General features: G+C 66.2%; 10 protein-coding genes. All 10 read left to right on the top strand.

Translation table 11 applies throughout. The annotated features are described in order from the left end of the window. Nucleotides 1-119: 119 nt before the first annotated feature. The 10 genes from AC0IZJ_RS26640 to AC0IZJ_RS26595 all read left to right on the top strand — a co-directional run bounded on the left by AC0IZJ_RS26640 (nucleotide 120) and on the right by AC0IZJ_RS26595 (nucleotide 15,265). Nucleotides 120-515, top strand: coding sequence for a DUF2177 family protein (locus AC0IZJ_RS26640; protein WP_471854993.1), 396 nt, complete (start codon nucleotides 120-122; stop codon nucleotides 513-515). Between the two features lie 17 nt (nucleotides 516-532). After that, entirely contained in the window at nucleotides 533-766 is a 234-nt protein-coding gene (locus AC0IZJ_RS26635; RefSeq protein ID WP_394478504.1) for a DUF2805 domain-containing protein, read from the top strand. Between the two features lie 336 nt (nucleotides 767-1,102). After that, nucleotides 1,103-3,973, top strand: coding sequence for a TonB-dependent receptor (locus tag AC0IZJ_RS26630; protein ID WP_471854991.1), 2,871 nt, complete (start codon nucleotides 1,103-1,105; stop codon nucleotides 3,971-3,973). Nucleotides 3,974-4,312: 339 nt separating this feature from the next. After that, nucleotides 4,313-5,266 carry a glycoside hydrolase family 43 protein gene (locus AC0IZJ_RS26625; RefSeq protein WP_471854989.1) on the top strand — a complete coding sequence of 318 codons (954 nt, stop codon included), beginning with the start codon at nucleotides 4,313-4,315 and terminating at the stop codon, nucleotides 5,264-5,266. 172 nt (nucleotides 5,267-5,438) lie between these two features. After that, complete coding sequence (locus AC0IZJ_RS26620) at nucleotides 5,439-7,193, top strand: IlvD/Edd family dehydratase (protein ID WP_471854987.1); 1,755 nt, start codon at nucleotides 5,439-5,441, stop codon at nucleotides 7,191-7,193. An 11-nt stretch (nucleotides 7,194-7,204) separates the two neighbouring features. Continuing rightward, nucleotides 7,205-8,791, top strand: a complete 1,587-nt coding sequence (locus AC0IZJ_RS26615; protein WP_471854986.1) for an aldehyde dehydrogenase (NADP(+)) — start codon at nucleotides 7,205-7,207, stop codon at nucleotides 8,789-8,791. Between the two features lie 38 nt (nucleotides 8,792-8,829). Beyond that, nucleotides 8,830-10,371, top strand: a complete 1,542-nt coding sequence (locus AC0IZJ_RS26610; protein WP_471854985.1) for an alpha-N-arabinofuranosidase — start codon at nucleotides 8,830-8,832, stop codon at nucleotides 10,369-10,371. A gap of 185 nt (nucleotides 10,372-10,556) precedes the next feature. Further along, complete coding sequence (locus tag AC0IZJ_RS26605; protein WP_471854983.1) at nucleotides 10,557-11,906, top strand: glycoside hydrolase family 43 protein; 1,350 nt, start codon at nucleotides 10,557-10,559, stop codon at nucleotides 11,904-11,906. A 2-nt stretch (nucleotides 11,907-11,908) separates the two neighbouring features. Continuing rightward, nucleotides 11,909-14,278 carry a beta-L-arabinofuranosidase domain-containing protein gene (locus AC0IZJ_RS26600; RefSeq protein WP_471854981.1) on the top strand — a complete coding sequence of 790 codons (2,370 nt, stop codon included), beginning with the start codon at nucleotides 11,909-11,911 and terminating at the stop codon, nucleotides 14,276-14,278. Between the two features lie 33 nt (nucleotides 14,279-14,311). Further along, nucleotides 14,312-15,265 carry an ABC transporter substrate-binding protein gene (locus AC0IZJ_RS26595; protein ID WP_471854979.1) on the top strand — a complete coding sequence of 318 codons (954 nt, stop codon included), beginning with the start codon at nucleotides 14,312-14,314 and terminating at the stop codon, nucleotides 15,263-15,265. Nucleotides 15,266-15,314: the final 49 nt, after the last annotated feature.

The following is a 15,314-nucleotide window of genomic DNA, read 5'->3' as shown; positions in this document are numbered from 1 at the left end:
CGGCCCCTGGCGACTTGCCAGTGCGGGGCCACAGCCGTTGTAGGACGAACGGCGACATGTCGAGCCCGCGGTGGCTTCCTACACGCCGTGAAGCGGCCCTGCATGCACACTTCAAATCCATGAACGCTGCCCTCAAACCCTATCTGGCCGCCCTGATCGTCATGGGCGTGCTGGACGCGCTCTGGCTGGGCCTGATCGCCAAGGACTTCTACCGCGAGCAGATTGGGGCGCAGATGGCCGAGCAGATCCGCTGGGCGCCGGCCCTGGTGTTCTATTTCGCCTACCCGGCGGCGCTGGTCGCGCTGGCGCTGTATCCGTCCGGCCAGACCTTCGGCATGCAGGTCGGGCGCGCCGCACTGGTGGGTCTGGTGGCCTATGGCGTCTATGACCTCACCAACGCGGCGACGCTGCGCCAGTGGCCGCTGAAGCTGGCGCTGGCGGACACGGCCTGGGGCACGTTTGCGAGCACGCTGGCCGGCGCTGCGGCGGCCTGGGTCGCGCAGAAGTTCGGCTGAGCACGACAATCCGGGCCATGGCCAAGACAGCACCCCGACTCAGTCCCGAAGACATCAAGCGCGTCATCGCCACCGCCTGGGACGACCTGCCGCCCTACGGCAAGGTGCTGCGCGAGCACGGCATCGGCCACGGCGAGCTGGTGGCGCTGCTCAAGCGCCAGCTGACGCCCGCCGCCTACAAGCTCTGGGCCGCGCGCGGCAAGCAGGCCAAGGGGCCGGCGGCAAAGGCCACCTGGCCGCACGGGCGTTGACGCCCGGCTTCACCACGCTTTCACGCTTCAGCACGTCGCTGCCAGGCGCGATGCGCCTGTAAAGGGCGGACTGTTGCGCGCGCTCTACACCGCCTGAAACTCGATGTTCCTCGCCGCTGCGGCGCGAGGCGTCATCGCGTGGCGCCGCCCTGGGAAGGGTCGGGGCTTACCCCGAGCGTCGATGCGCAAACAGGCATCGAGAAATCCAAAAATGTGATTAGGCGCAGATCGGTCGGCCCCATAGCATCAATTCAGACCCCAGCCATACAGGCCCGCTACAGAGGCGCTGAAGGCTGAAGAGGTTGGCCGCTCCCATACAACGATCCCGGAGACAAGATGAAGAAACCAGCCCTGGCCGCGCGTGCGCGCGCCAATATCTCCCCCGCCCGCTTTGCCCTCCGCCTGACCGCCGCCGCCGCGCTGGCCGCGATGTCCACCGGGGCACTGGCCCAGGAAGCCGCCAAAGGTGAGACGCTGGAAACGGTGGTCGTCACCGGCGTCAGGGCATCCCTGACCAAGAGTCTGGCGAACAAGCGCACCAGTGACCAGGTCGTGGAATCGGTCGTCGCCGAAGACATCGGCAAGCTGCCCGACAACAACGTCGTTGAAGCGCTGCAGCGCGTGACCGGTATCCAGGTCACCAACCGCGCGGGCGGCGAAGTCGGCACCATCTCCATCCGCGGGCTGCCCGACATTGCCACCACCTGGAACGGTCGCAATATCTTCACCGCCTCCGGCACGCAGGTCGCGCTGCAGGACATTCCGTCGACGCTGGTTCGCCAGATCGACGTGTTCAAGACGCGCGACGCGAGCCAATTGGAAAACGGCATCGCCGGCCAGATCGACGTCAAGTCACTGCGCCCCTTCGATTTCAAGGGCTCGAAGTTCTCGCTGCTGGCGCGCGAAACCTATCTCGACCCGGCGAAGAAGTGGAACCCGCAGCTGAGCGGCATGGCCAGCAACCGCTGGAAGACCGACGCCGGCGAATTCGGTGCGCTGGTCAATCTGTCGATGGTCAAGACGAACTATCGCAACGAAAGCGTGACGCCCGGGGCCATGGTGCCGTTCACCAGCCCCAATGCCGCTGAAGTGCCGGCTGGCTATACCCCGTTGCAACGCATCTTCGACAACAACATCTGGACGCCTGGCACCTACACCGGCCTGCCGCAGAAGGCGGGTTCGACACTGAACTTCGGCGGCACACAACGCCCCTATTACCTGGCGCGTGACGCCGTCTTCCAGAGCGACGTCGAGGGACAGCGCGAACGCCCGGCCGCGAACCTCGCCTTGCAGTGGCAACCGAACGTCGATTCCGTCTACACGTTCGAGGCGATGTACAACGGCTATCGCGACAAGGCCTTCAACAAGCTGCTGTTCAGCTTCGTGGACTGGTGGGGCAGTCTCGGTGCCAACCCCGCGAGCACGATCACCACTTTCCCCGGCACGAACGTCATCAAGACGCGGACCGTGAATGATGTCTACGGCTTCAACAGCGGCGACTACCTCACCTCGGCCACCGATTCCTATGTCTACGCGCTGAACGGCAAGTGGAATCTGGGTGACCGCCTGCGCCTGGACGGCGATGTGTCGTACCAGACCAGCAAGTTCCATTCGGAATTCACCGCCAGCCGCCTTGATCGCGTGGCGCCGTCGATCACCGTCGATTTCAATTCGGGCGGCAACACGGCCTTCAAGTTCAACAACAACGCCGACCTGGTGGACCCTGCCAAGTGGAACGTGGCGCAGTTCTACGACAACGCCAACCGCAATGAAGGCAGCGCCGCAACCGCCAGCCTGAACGGTGTCTACGATGCCGATTGGGGTCCGCTGAAGACGCTCAGTTTCGGCGCACGCTTCGACAGCCGCAAGGCGTCAGAAGCCAACCGGACGCAATCGGGTTTTCTGGGCCGCAACCTCGCCACGCTGGGTGCGAATTACTACCACGTCAATTCCGATTTCGGCACGGCCATCTCGGACGTCCCGCGCTCCTGGATGGAGCCGAATGCGTATTACATCCGCGACAACATCGACGACTGGCGCAAGCTCTACAACTCGGTCGATGCGAACTTCCTGACGACCGACAAGCTGTACCTGCAGAAGACCTTCCAGGTCAAGGAAGACACCACCAACATCTTCGTGATGGCGGACAGCGAACATCAGTTGTTCGGCCGTCCCCTGCGCGCCAATTTCGGTGTGCGCTATGTGCAGGTTGATACCAGCATGACGGCCTACGACGTCAACGCCACCACCAAGGTGGCGACGCCGAAAGACGGCGAGAAGACGGCCAAGAAGTTCCTGCCCAGCCTGACACTGCGTTACGAGGCGGCCAAGGACGTGCTGCTGCGCTTCAACTACGGTGAAACGCTGCGTCGGCCGGGCTTCGGCGATCTCAACCCGGTGCTGCAACTCGCGGACGACGTCTCGAAGGTCGGGTACGGCGGCGGCAGCGGTGGCAACCCCAACCTGGAGCCGACGCGCTCCAAGAACCTCGACCTGACGGGCGAGTGGTATTTCCAGAAGGACAGCGCGCTTTACGGCACGTTGTTCCAACGCAAGATCGAAGGCCTGGTTGTGCCGCTGCGCCGCCGCGTTCACGTCGATCCGGCCAACGACCCGTTCCGCAATTCCACTTCCGGCGGCGACCACACCAACGGCTATGACTACGTCATCAGCTCGCCGGTCAACGCGTCCAACGGCAAGATCAGCGGCCTCGAACTGGGCGCGATCTACTTCCCGAAGGGGCTGCCGTGGTACCTGGACGGCGTTGGTTTCCAAGGTAGCGTGACGCGTCTGACCTCGTCGCAGAACGTGCCGACCGCCAACAATGCCGGCGAGATCGTCTCCCAGCTCGAGTCGCCTTTCTTCGGTGTGTCCAAGATGTCGTGGAATGCGACCTTGGCCTACGAGAAAGGCCCGATCGGCGCACGGCTGTCCTATGTCCGCCGCAACGCCTTCCTGGCTGCCAACGAAGCCGCACTGTTCGCCAACCCGATCGGTATCTGGCGTCAGCCGGAAAAGAGCGTGGATCTGCAGTTCACCTACAACCTCAATGACCGCATGGCGTTCGACGTGAGCGGTGTCAACCTGACGAACGAGGTGCAGCAGCAGTACTACAAGTTCGGCGACGCGGGCAGCCCTGAGCTGACCAACTTCGGTACGGTCCAGACGGGACGCTCCTTCTCGGTGGGTTTCCGCTGGAAGCTGTAACTCGGCGTCTGGCTGTGAAATGGGGGCGTTGCCGCGATTTGGGCAGCGCCCTTTCTCATTGTTCGCTGATCGGGCCGCCTGCGCGCCCTGCTCCGCTCGTGTCCCCCGGCCCGGGCTACGCCCGAGCCTCCTCCTTTACCTCGCTACGCAGGGCACCCAGTCGTCCCGATCCGACCCTGCTTTTCCTCGTCGAGTCAAACCAAAGGGGCCGGCAGAGAGCAGTGGTTGAGGGGTGAAGCGAAGTAAAGGAGGAGGTCCGGGCTTGCCCGGGCCGGGGGACATGAGCGGAACCCCTCAGCCGCTGATCTCTGCCTCGCCAAACGCCAAACTTATACGCGCATGACCGAAGTCCTCCAGCCGCTGATCCGCCAGCGCGCCGACCCCCACATCTCCCGCCACGCTGATGGCTATTACTACTTCACCGCGTCGGTGCCGCAGTACGACCGCATCGAGGTGCGCCGCGCGCTAACGATCGAAGGACTGGCCGAGGCGCCGGTGTTCGACGTCTGGCACAAGCCCGACACCGGCCCGTATTCCGAACTCATCTGGGCGCCCGAACTGCATTTCAACGACGGCGCCTGGTATGTCTATTTCGCTGCGGCTCACACCCGTGCGCTGGACCATCAAGGCATGTTTCAGCACCGCATGCACGCCATCCGCAACACGGCGAAAGACCCGCTGAGCGGTGAATGGGAGTTCCTCGGCCAGGTCGATTCCGGCATCGACAGCTTCTGCCTGGACGCGACCACCTTCACGCACTGCGGTCAGCTCTATTACCTGTGGGCGCAGAAGGACCCGGCGGTTGCGGGCAACTCCAACCTCTACCTCGCACCGATGAAGACGCCCTGGCAGCTGGGCGGCCCGCCAGTGCTGCTCAGCAAGCCCGAGTTCGACTGGGAATGCCGTGGCTTCCTCGTCAACGAGGGGCCGTCGGTGCTGCAACGCAACGGCCGCGTCTTCATCAGCTACTCGGCCAGCGCGACGGACGAGAACTACGCGATGGGCCTGCTCTGGGCCGATGACGGCGCCGACCTGCTCGATCCGGCGAGCTGGCAGAAGTCCGCCGAGCCCGTCATGCGCAGTTGCGCCGAGGACAGCGTCTTCGGCCCCGGCCACAACAGCTTCACGCCGGGCGACAACCCGGACGAGGTGCTGCTGGTCTACCACGCCCGCACCTACACCGAGATCGAAGGCGACCCGCTCTGGAACCCCGACCGCCACACCTTCGTGAAGCCGATGCGCTGGAGTGCGGACGGCATGCCGCTCTTCGGCAGGCCTTCGCGTCGTGACTAGGGGTCCACCCTCGATATCCAAAACAACATCGGTACACCTTGGAAAGTGATTGGATTGCAATTCCCACGGCCCCTAGCATCGTTTTTCAGGGAAAGCTGCGCCAGGAACCGCGCCCCTTGCCCGCCAACGGCTAGCCTGCGTGCCGCCAGAACGACACCTTCGAGACAAAGACATGACGACTGAGGACAAGAAGAGCAAGGTCAAGCTGCGCTCGGCTGAATGGTTCGGTAGCCAGGACAAGAACGGTTTCATGTACCGCTCCTGGATGAAGAACCAGGGCATCCCCGACCATGAGTTCAATGGCAAGCCGATCATCGGCATCTGCAACACCTGGAGCGAGCTGACGCCCTGCAACGCTCACTTTCGCAAGCTGGCCGAGCACGTCAAGCGCGGCATCATCGAAGCGGGCGGCTGGCCGGTCGAGTTCCCGGTGTTCTCCAGCGGCGAGAGCAATCTGCGCCCCACGGCCATGCTGACGCGCAACCTCGCCAGCATGGACGTCGAGGAAAGCATCCGCGGCAATCCGATGGACGCCGTCGTGCTGCTGGTGGGCTGCGACAAGACCACACCCGCGCTGCTGATGGGCGCGGCCAGCGTCGACGTGCCGGCCATCGTCGTCACCGGCGGGCCGATGCTCAACGGCAAGCTCAATGGCAAGAACATCGGCTCCGGCACGGCGGTGTGGCAGCTGCACGAGCAGGTCAAGGCCGGCGAACTGAGCATGCACGACTTCATGGCCGCCGAGGCCGGCCACTCGCGCTCGGCCGGCACCTGCAACACGATGGGCACGGCCTCCACGATGGCCTGCATGGCCGAAGCGCTGGGCACCTCGCTGCCGCACAACGCCGCCATCCCCGCCGTGGATGCACGCCGTTATGTGCTGGCCCACCTGTCGGGCATGCGCATCGTCGAGATGGTGTGGGAAGAGCTGACGCTGTCCAAGGTGCTCACCAAGCAAGCCTTCGAGAACGCCATCCGCGTCAACGCGGCCATCGGCGGCTCCACCAACGCCGTCATCCACCTGAAGGCGATTGCCGGCCGCATCGGCGTGGACCTGGAGCTGGAAGACTGGACCCGCATCGGCCGCGGCACGCCCACCGTCGTGGACCTGTTGCCCTCGGGCCGCTTCCTGATGGAAGAGTTCTATTACGCCGGCGGCCTGCCCGCCGTGCTGCGCCGCCTGGGCGAGGCCGACCTGCTGCCGCACAAGGACGCGTTGACCGTCAACGGCAAGACGCTGTGGGCCAACGTCGTCGATGCGCCGATCTACGACGACGAAGTCATCCGCCAGATCGACAACCCGCTGATCGCCGACGGCGGCATCTGCATCCTGCGCGGCAACCTTGCGCCGCGCGGCGCCGTGCTCAAGCCGTCGGCGGCCACGCCGGAGCTGATGAAGCACCGCGGCCGCGCCGTCGTCTTCGAGCACTTCGAGGACTACAAGGCCCGCATCGTCGACCCCGACCTGGACGTCGACGCCAGCTCAATCCTCGTCATGAAGAACTGCGGTCCCAAGGGCTACCCCGGCATGGCCGAGGTCGGCAACATGGGCCTGCCGCCCAAGCTGCTGGCCGCCGGCGTGAAGGACATGGTGCGCATCTCCGACGCCCGCATGAGCGGCACCGCCTACGGCACTGTCGTGCTGCATGTGGCGCCCGAAGCGCGCGCCGGCGGGCCGCTGGCGGTCGTCAAGGAAGGCGACTACATCGAGCTGGACTGCGCCGCCGGCCGCCTGCACCTGGACATCACCGACGCTGAGCTGGCCGCGCGCCTCACCGCCTGGGCTGCGGCCCAGACCGTCGACCCGCAGGACGCCAGCGGCTACCGCCAGCTCTATGTGCAGCACGTGCTGCAAGCCGACGAAGGCTGCGACTTCGATTTCTTGCGCGGCAAGCGCGGCTCGGCCGTGCCGCGCCACTCACATTGAGGTTTGATTCCATGAGCAACACCATCCAGGGCCTGGCCCTGATCGGCGGCCAGCCGGTGCGCGGCGCCGGACAGGCGTTCCAGGCGTTCGACCCCAGCAAGAACGAAGCCCTCGGCCCCGACTTCAATGCCGTCGACGCGGCCCAGGTGGCCGAAGCCTGCGCCCTCGCCGGCGCTGCCTTCGATGCATTCCGATCGACGACGGACCAGGAGCGCGCTGACTTCCTGGAGCAGATCGCCGCCCAGATCCTCGCGCTGGGCGATGACCTGATCGTCCGCGCCATGGCCGAGACCGGCCTGCCGCGCGCCCGCCTGGAAGGCGAGCGTGGCCGCACGATGAACCAGCTCAAGCTGTTCGCCGAGCTGCTGCGCGAAGGCAGTTGGCAGGACGCCCGCATCGACACCGCCCTGCCCACGCGCACGCCGCCCCGGCCGGACCTGCGCCTGCGCTTCGTCGGCGTCGGCCCCGTGGCGGTGTTCGGCGCCAGCAACTTCCCGCTGGCGTTTTCCGTGGCCGGTGGCGATACCGCTGCGGCCCTGGCGGCCGGCTGCCCTGTCGTCGTCAAGGCGCACTCGGCCCACCCCGGCACGTCGGAACTCGTCGGCCGCGCGGTCGTCGAGGCCGTCAAGCTGTCCAACCTGCCCGCCGGCACGTTTGCGCTGCTGACCGGCAGCGGCCACGGCATCGGCGACACGTTGGTGCGCCACCCGGCCATCCAGGCCGTCGGCTTCACCGGCTCGCGCAGCGGCGGCCTCGCGCTGATGGCTGCCGCCGCGGCGCGCCCGCAACCCATCCCGGTCTACGCCGAGATGAGCAGCATCAACCCCGTCGTCGTGCTGCCGGCCGCACTGGCCACGCGTGGCGCCGAAATCGCCAGCGGCTTCGCGGCGTCCCTCGTCATGGGCGTGGGCCAGTTCTGCACCAACCCCGGCCTGGTGCTGGGCCTTGCCGGCCCCGACTTCGACCGGTTCGCCACTGCCGCCGCCGAGGCGCTCAAGCCGGTCGCGGCCGCCACCATGCTGACGCCGGGCATCGCCGGCGCCTACCAGCGCGGTGAAGACCAGCTCGCCGGCCAACCCGAAGTGGCCACGCTGCTGCGCGGCACATCGACGGGCTGCCAGGGCGCGCCCAGTCTGTTCAAGACGACCGGCGCGGCCTTCCTGGCCAACCATGCGATGCAGTCGGAGATCTTCGGCCCGGCCTCGCTGCTGATCGCCTGCAAGGACCTCGGCGAGCTGCTCGCCGTCATCGAGGGCCTGGAAGGCCAGCTGACCGCCACGCTGCAACTGCAGGACGACGACGAGAGCGACCTCGCCGCTGCCCGCACCCTGCTGCCGGCGCTGGAGCGCAAGGTCGGCCGCATCCTGGCCAATGGCTATCCCACCGGCGTCGAGGTGTCGACGGCCATGGTCCACGGCGGCCCCTTCCCGGCCACCTCGGACGGCCGTAGCAGCTCGGTCGGCACGGCGGCCATCCAGCGCTTCCTGCGCCCGGTCTGCTACCAGAACCTGCCGCGAGCGCTGCTGCCCGCCGTGCTGCGCGAACCCAATGAGCGCGGCGTCTGGCGCCGCCGCGACGGGGTACTGACACGCAATTGATGCGTCAGGCCCGACACAACAACGAAGGAGACAAACCGATGAAGAAACAGTTATTCGCCCTGGTCGCGACGCTGGCTGTCAGCGCAAGCGCCCTGGCCGCCGACATCAAGCTGGTCGTCAAGGCCGACCAGCCCGGCCCGGTCATCCACCGCAACATCTATGGCCAGTTCGCCGAGCACCTCGGCACCGGCATCTATGAAGGCATGTGGGTCGGCCCCGACAGCAAGATTCCCAACGTGCGCGGCTGGCGCAAGGACGTCGTCGCGGCGCTCAAGGAACTGAAGGTGCCGCTGGTGCGCTGGCCCGGCGGCTGCTTCGCCGACGAGTACCACTGGCGCGACGGCATCGGCCCGCGCAACAAGCGCCCGGTCAAGGTCAACACCCACTGGGGCGGCGTGCCCGAGAACAACGCCGTCGGCACCCACGAGTTCTTCGACCTCGTCGAGCAGCTGGGCGCTGAGGCCTATGTGAACGCCAACGTCGGCACCGGCACGCCGCAGGAAGCGGCCGAGTGGCTGGAGTACATGACCGGCGAGGGCAACGCCACGATCGTCGAGCAACGCCGCAAGAACGGCCGCGACAAGCCTTTCCGCGTCCACTACTACGCGTTGGGCAACGAAGCCTGGGGCTGCGGCGGCAACATGCGTCCGGAGTACTACGCCGACATCTACCGGCACTGGGCCACCTTCCTGAAGACGCCGGCGAACAACCGCCCCATCCTCATCGCCAGCGGTGGCAACGGCATGCAGACGGAGTGGACCGAGGCCTTGAGCAAGGGCGTACCCAATGTGAACGCCATCTCCCACCATGCCTACACCCTGCCCACCAGCAACTGGGAGAAGAAGGGTGCGGCCGTGGGCTTCCCCGAGAGCGAATGGGTCTCGACGCTGGGCAACGTCCAGCAGATCGAGACGATGATCAAGATCAACAAGGCCGTCCTCGACAAGAACGACCCGAGCAAGAAGATCGGTTTCTACTTCGACGAGTGGGGCAGCTGGTACGACCCGGATCCGGGCAGCAACCCTGGCTTCCTCGTGCAGCGCAACACCCTGCGTGACGCGCTGCTGGCCGCCCTGCACTTCAACGTCTTCCACGCCCACGCCGACCGCGTGCACATGACCAACATCGCCCAGATGGTCAATGTGCTGCAGGCCATGATCCTGACCAGCAAGGACAAGCTTGTCCTGACGCCGACCTACCACGCGTTTGCGATGTACACGCCCTTCCAGGACGCGACCTCCCTGCCCGCCACCATCGAGAACAACCCGGTCTACAAGGTCGACAAGTTCGAGATGCCCAAGCTCTCCGCCACCGCCGCCCGCGGCAAGGACGGCAAGCTCTACATCGGCCTCGTCAACTCCCACGCCACGCAGGCCACCGAGCTGACGCTGCAGGTGGGCTCCGCAGCACCGAAGGCCGTCAAGGGCAAGCTGCTGACGGCCGGCGCGATGGACTCGCAGAACGAACTCGGCAAGGCGGCGCAAGTCGTGCCTGTGGCGTTCGAAGCCCAGGCCGCCGACGGCAAGCTGACGCTGAAGCTGCCGGCCAAGTCCGTCATCGTCGTCGCCGTCGAGGGCTGATCGCCCCGCCCGGCCCAAGCGCCTTCTGCCACTGCGCAACCCTGGGCCCGCCATGCTGCTTGCCCAGGCTTTGCGTTGCGTCCGTTCCTTTCAGGGGGCATACCAAAACGGGGATCGACCGTGTCTGCAATGTCATTGGTGCGCCGCCGCCCACCCAGACGGCGCTGACATTCAACAACGCCGGCGTGCACGACCCTTCGGTCATCCGCGCAGACGGCGCGTTCTACGTCTTCGGCTCCCACCTTGCGGCCGCCAAGACGACGGACCTGATGAACTGGACCAAGCTGGCCGACGGCGTCAACAACGCCAACCCCCTCTTCGGCAACAAGGTCACCACCGAGCTGGCCGAGACGCTCGCCTGGGCGCAGACCGAAACGCTGTGGGCGCCCGACGTCACCAGGCTGGCGGACGGCAAGTTCTACATGTACTACTGCGCCTGCAAGGGCACCGAGCCGCGCTCGGCACTGGGCATCGCCGTAGCCGACAAGGTCGACGGCCCCTACGTCAACAAGCAGGTGCTGCTGAAGTCCGGCATGTGGGGCCTGCCCAGCGAGGACGGCACCGTCTACGACGCCACCAAGCACCCCAACGCGGTCGACCCGTCGGTCTTCGCGGATGCAACGGGCAGGCTGTGGATGGTCTACGGCTCCTACTCGGGCGGCATCTTCATCATGGAGCTCAACGCCACGACCGGACTGCCACTCGCGGGCCAGGGCTACGGCAAGCACCTGATGGGCGGCAACCATGCCCGCATCGAGGGCGCCTACGTCCTGTACAGCCCGGCGAGCAAGTTCTACTACCTGTTCACGTCCTTCGGCGGCCTGGACAAGGATGGTGGCTACAACGTGCGCGTGGCGCGCTCGCTGTCGCCGGACGGCCCCTACGTCGACGGCGCCGGCAAGGACATGGCCACCGTCAAGGCCGATGCCAGCAAGCCGCTGTTCGACGACGCCAGCATCACACCGCACGGCATGAAGCTGATGGGCGCCCACCAGTTCGCCAACGCCACCGGCGAGACCGGCACGGCACTGGGCTACCTCTCGCCAGGCCACAACTCGGCCTACTACGACGCGGCAACGGGCCAGTACTTCATCGTTTTCCACACACGTTTCCCCGGCACCGGCGAGGCGCATGAGATCCGTGTGCACGAGATGCACCTGAACGAAGACAACTGGCTGGTCATCGCACCGCTGCGTTATGCGCCGCTCAGCCTGGCCAATCCGGCGCAGACGGCCGACGTCAGTGCCACCCAGGCGGCCGGCAGCTACAAGCTGGTCAACCATGCCAAGGACATTGCGGCCGGAGCCAAGGCGTCCATCAACGTGACGCTGAACGCCGACGGCAGCGTAACCGGCGGCATGACGGGGACGTGGACGCACAAGGGGGGCAACAAGCTCAGCGTGGTGAGCGGCGGCACGACCTACGCCGGGATACTGTCCCGGCAATGGAACACCAACGCCAGCGCGTTCGTCGTGAGCTTCAGCGCGCTGTCGTCCGGCGGCGTGGCGCTCTGGGCCATTCGCACCGGCAGCTGACGATGAAGCGCCTGCTCGCCGCCTTTGCCCTCGCGCTGTGTGCCCACGGCGCTGTTGCGCTCACGGGGGGAGCAGTGCAGGCTTTCCCATTGGATCGTGTGCGCCTGCACGACGGCCCGTTCCTGGAAGCGCAGACGACCGACCTGCGCTACCTGATGGCGCTCGACCCCGAGCGCCTGCTCGCGCCCTTCCGCCGCGAGGCCGGCCTGCCCGTGCCCACGCCCAGCTACGGCAACTGGGAGTCCAGCGGGCTGGACGGCCACATGGGCGGGCACTACGTGTCGGCGCTGGCGTTGATGGTGGCGTCGACCGGCGACCCGGAGGCGAAGAAGCGGCTCGACTACGTCATTGCCGAATTGAAGCGCTGCCAGGACAAGCTCGGCAGCGGCTACATCGGCGGCATTCCGGAGGGTGCCAAGGCCTGGAACGAAGTGGCGGCTGGCCAGCTCAAGGTCGACAGCTTCTCCGTCAACGGCCGCTGGGTGCCTTGGTACAACATCCACAAGATGTTCGCCGGCCTTCGCGACGCCTGGGTGCACGCCGGCAATGCCGACGCCAAGGCCATGCTCGTCCGCATGAGCGACTGGGCGCTGCGCCTGACCACGCCGCTTTCTGATCAGCAGATGCAGGACATGCTGCGCGCCGAGCATGGCGGCATGAACGAGGTGCTGGCCGACGTGTCGCAGTTCACCGGCGACCTGCGCTACCTGGCACTGGCGCGGCGCTTCTCGCACCAGGCCGTGCTGCAGCCACTGGCTAACGGGCAGGACAAGCTGACCGGCCTGCATGCCAACACGCAGATCCCCAAGGTCATCGGCTTCGCACGCATCGCGCAGCTTGCCGGCGAAGAGGAAGGCCGCCGCGCCGCCGAGTTCTTCTGGCGCACGGTGGTGGACAAGCGCACGGTCGCCATCGGCGGCAACAGCGTGAAGGAGCACTTCCACCCGGCCGACGACTTCCGACCCATGCTCAACGAGGTGGAAGGCCCCGAGACCTGCAACAGCTACAACATGCTCAAGCTGACCGCGCTGCTCGCGCAGGCACAGCCGGATCAGGGCAAGTACAGCGACTACTTTGAGCGCACCCTCTACAACCACATCCTCGCGTCGCAACATCCCGGGGAGGGCGGCTTCGTCTACTTCACGCCGATGCGGCCGCAGCACTACCGCGTCTATTCCAAGGTGGACGACGCGATGTGGTGCTGCGTCGGCTCCGGCATTGAGAGCCACGCCCGCCACGGCGAGTTCATCTACGCGCACGATGGCGACTCGCTCTACGTCAACCTCTTCATCGCGTCCAGGCTGGACTGGCGCGAGCGCGGCATCCAGCTGACGCAGTCCACCCGCTTCCCCGACGAGTCGCGCACACGGCTGACGGTGGAGGGCGCCGGCACGTTCACACTCAAGGTCCGCTACCCCGGCTGGGTCGCGCCCGGCGCGCTCAAGGTCAAGCTCAACGGCAAGCCCGTCAAGGTGACGGCCAGGCCCGGCGGCCATGTCGAGCTGAAGCGCGAGTGGGAGGCGGGCGACCATGTCGACGTCGAGCTGCCGATGCGCACGACGCTGGAGCCCATGCCCGGCCTGAAGAACTACGTGGCCGTGGTGCATGGCCCCATCGTGCTGGCCGCCAAGACGCCGCAGCCGGGCGAGAAGCTCAACTTCACCGCCGACGGTTCGCGCATGGGCCACGTCGCGCACGGTGCCGTCTGCCCGCAGGACTCAGCGCCAGTTTTCGTCAGCGACAAAGCGGACTTCATCCGCCGCTTCAAGCCCGTGCCCGGCCAGCCGCTGACCTTCACGGCGCCCGGCCTCATCCAGGGCGCCAAGGGCAGCGAGAACCTGCAGCTCATCCCCTTCTTCCGCCTGCACGACTCGCGTTACATGCTCTATTGGGCGCGCAGCACGCCGGCCCGGCAGAGCCTGCTGCGCGTGGAATTGGCCAAGGCCGAGGAAGCTCGCCTGGCGCTGGACGCGCAGACCATCGACCAGGTCGCGCCCGGCGAGCAGCAGCCCGAATCCGACCACGGCTTCAAGGGCGAGGGCGCCGAGAACGGCATCGCGCCGGCCGGCCGGTGGCGCCATGCGAAGCAGTGGTTCAGCTACGACCTGAACGACCCGCAAGCGCAAGCCCGCGTCCTGCGCCTGAGCTTTGCCAAGGGCGACGCCGGCCGCCGTTTCGATATCGTTGTCAACGGCCAGCTCATCGCCGAAGTTGAGCTGGTCAAGCCTGACACGGCGGACGAGATCTACACGCGCGAGTTCGCGCTGCCGCGAGAGCTGGTGCGCTCGGCCGGTGGCAAGCTCAACGTGAAGTTCATCGCCAAGCCAGGTTCCATCGCCGGCGGGCTTTACGGCCTGCGTTTACTGCGTTAGACAAGCCAATCCACCCACGGAGACTACCGAATGATGAAGCTCATTGCCCGCCGCACGCTGCTCGCCGCAGCCCTGTCGCTGCCCGCCTTCGGCGCCCTGGCCGCGCCCCTTGTCATGGGCTTCTCGCAAGTCGGTGCCGAGAGCGAATGGCGCACCGCCAACTCAGCGTCCATCAAGGCTGCAGCCAAGGAGGCCGGCATCACGCTGAAGTTCGCCGACGCGCAGCAGAAGCAGGAAAACCAGGTCAAGGCCATCCGCAGCTACATCGCCCAGAAGGTCGACGTGATCGCCTTCTCGCCGGTCGTGGAGAGCGGCTGGGACACGGTGCTGAAGGAAGCCAAGACCGCCGGCATCCCCGTCATCCTGACCGACCGTGCCGTCAAGGTGGCCGACCCGTCGCTCTACGTCACCTTCATCGGCTCTGACTTCGTCGAGGAAGGCCGCAAGGCGGCGAAGTGGTTGCTGGAGCGCGCCGCCAAGACGCCGAATGCCGCGCTGAACATCGTCGAACTGCAGGGCACCGTCGGCTCGGCGCCGGCCATCGACCGCAAGAAGGGTTTTGAAGAAGTCATCAAGACCAACCCCAAGCTGCAGATCATCCGCTCGCAGTCCGGCGAGTTCACGCGCGCCAAGGGCAAGGAAGTGATGGAGTCCTTCCTGAAGCAGCGCGACAAAAAGATCGACGTGCTGTACGCGCACAACGATGACATGGCGATTGGTGCGATTCAGGCGATTGAAGAGGCGGGGCTGAAGCCAGGCGTCGACATCGTCATCATCTCCATCGACGGGGTGCGTGGGGCGTTCGAGGCGATGAAGGCCGGGAAGCTGAACGTGACCGTCGAGTGCAACCCGCTGCTGGGGCCGCAGTTGATGCAGCTGGCCAAGGATGTGGTCGCCAAGAAGCCGGTGGAGAAGCGGATCACGGTGACGGAAGGTGTGTTCCCGGCTGAGGTGGCGGCGAAAGAGTTGCCGAATCGGAAGTATTGAGGTCATGAGCTTCGTTGCAGGGGTGTTTGTGGCCAGGCCCAGCCGGGGT

It is taken from the genome of Roseateles sp. AC306 (assembly GCF_979253795.1).
Note: the sequence above shows the minus strand (reverse complement) of the source record. Positions and strands in the feature narration are given on the sequence as shown.

What these genes read in the sequence shown, in the direction of transcription:
- AC0IZJ_RS26615 (WP_471854986.1), top strand. Translation starts at nt 7,205, where the DNA reads ATGAGCAACACCATCCAGGGCCTGGCCCTGATCGGCGGCCAGCCGGTG.
- AC0IZJ_RS26640 (WP_471854993.1), top strand. Translation starts at nt 120, where the DNA reads ATGAACGCTGCCCTCAAACCCTATCTGGCCGCCCTGATCGTCATGGGC.
- AC0IZJ_RS26595 (WP_471854979.1), top strand. Translation starts at nt 14,312, where the DNA reads ATGAAGCTCATTGCCCGCCGCACGCTGCTCGCCGCAGCCCTGTCGCTG.
- AC0IZJ_RS26635 (WP_394478504.1), top strand. Translation starts at nt 533, where the DNA reads ATGGCCAAGACAGCACCCCGACTCAGTCCCGAAGACATCAAGCGCGTC.
- AC0IZJ_RS26600 (WP_471854981.1), top strand. Translation starts at nt 11,909, where the DNA reads ATGAAGCGCCTGCTCGCCGCCTTTGCCCTCGCGCTGTGTGCCCACGGC.
- AC0IZJ_RS26610 (WP_471854985.1), top strand. Translation starts at nt 8,830, where the DNA reads ATGAAGAAACAGTTATTCGCCCTGGTCGCGACGCTGGCTGTCAGCGCA.
- AC0IZJ_RS26620 (WP_471854987.1), top strand. Translation starts at nt 5,439, where the DNA reads ATGACGACTGAGGACAAGAAGAGCAAGGTCAAGCTGCGCTCGGCTGAA.
- AC0IZJ_RS26630 (WP_471854991.1), top strand. Translation starts at nt 1,103, where the DNA reads ATGAAGAAACCAGCCCTGGCCGCGCGTGCGCGCGCCAATATCTCCCCC.
- AC0IZJ_RS26625 (WP_471854989.1), top strand. Translation starts at nt 4,313, where the DNA reads ATGACCGAAGTCCTCCAGCCGCTGATCCGCCAGCGCGCCGACCCCCAC.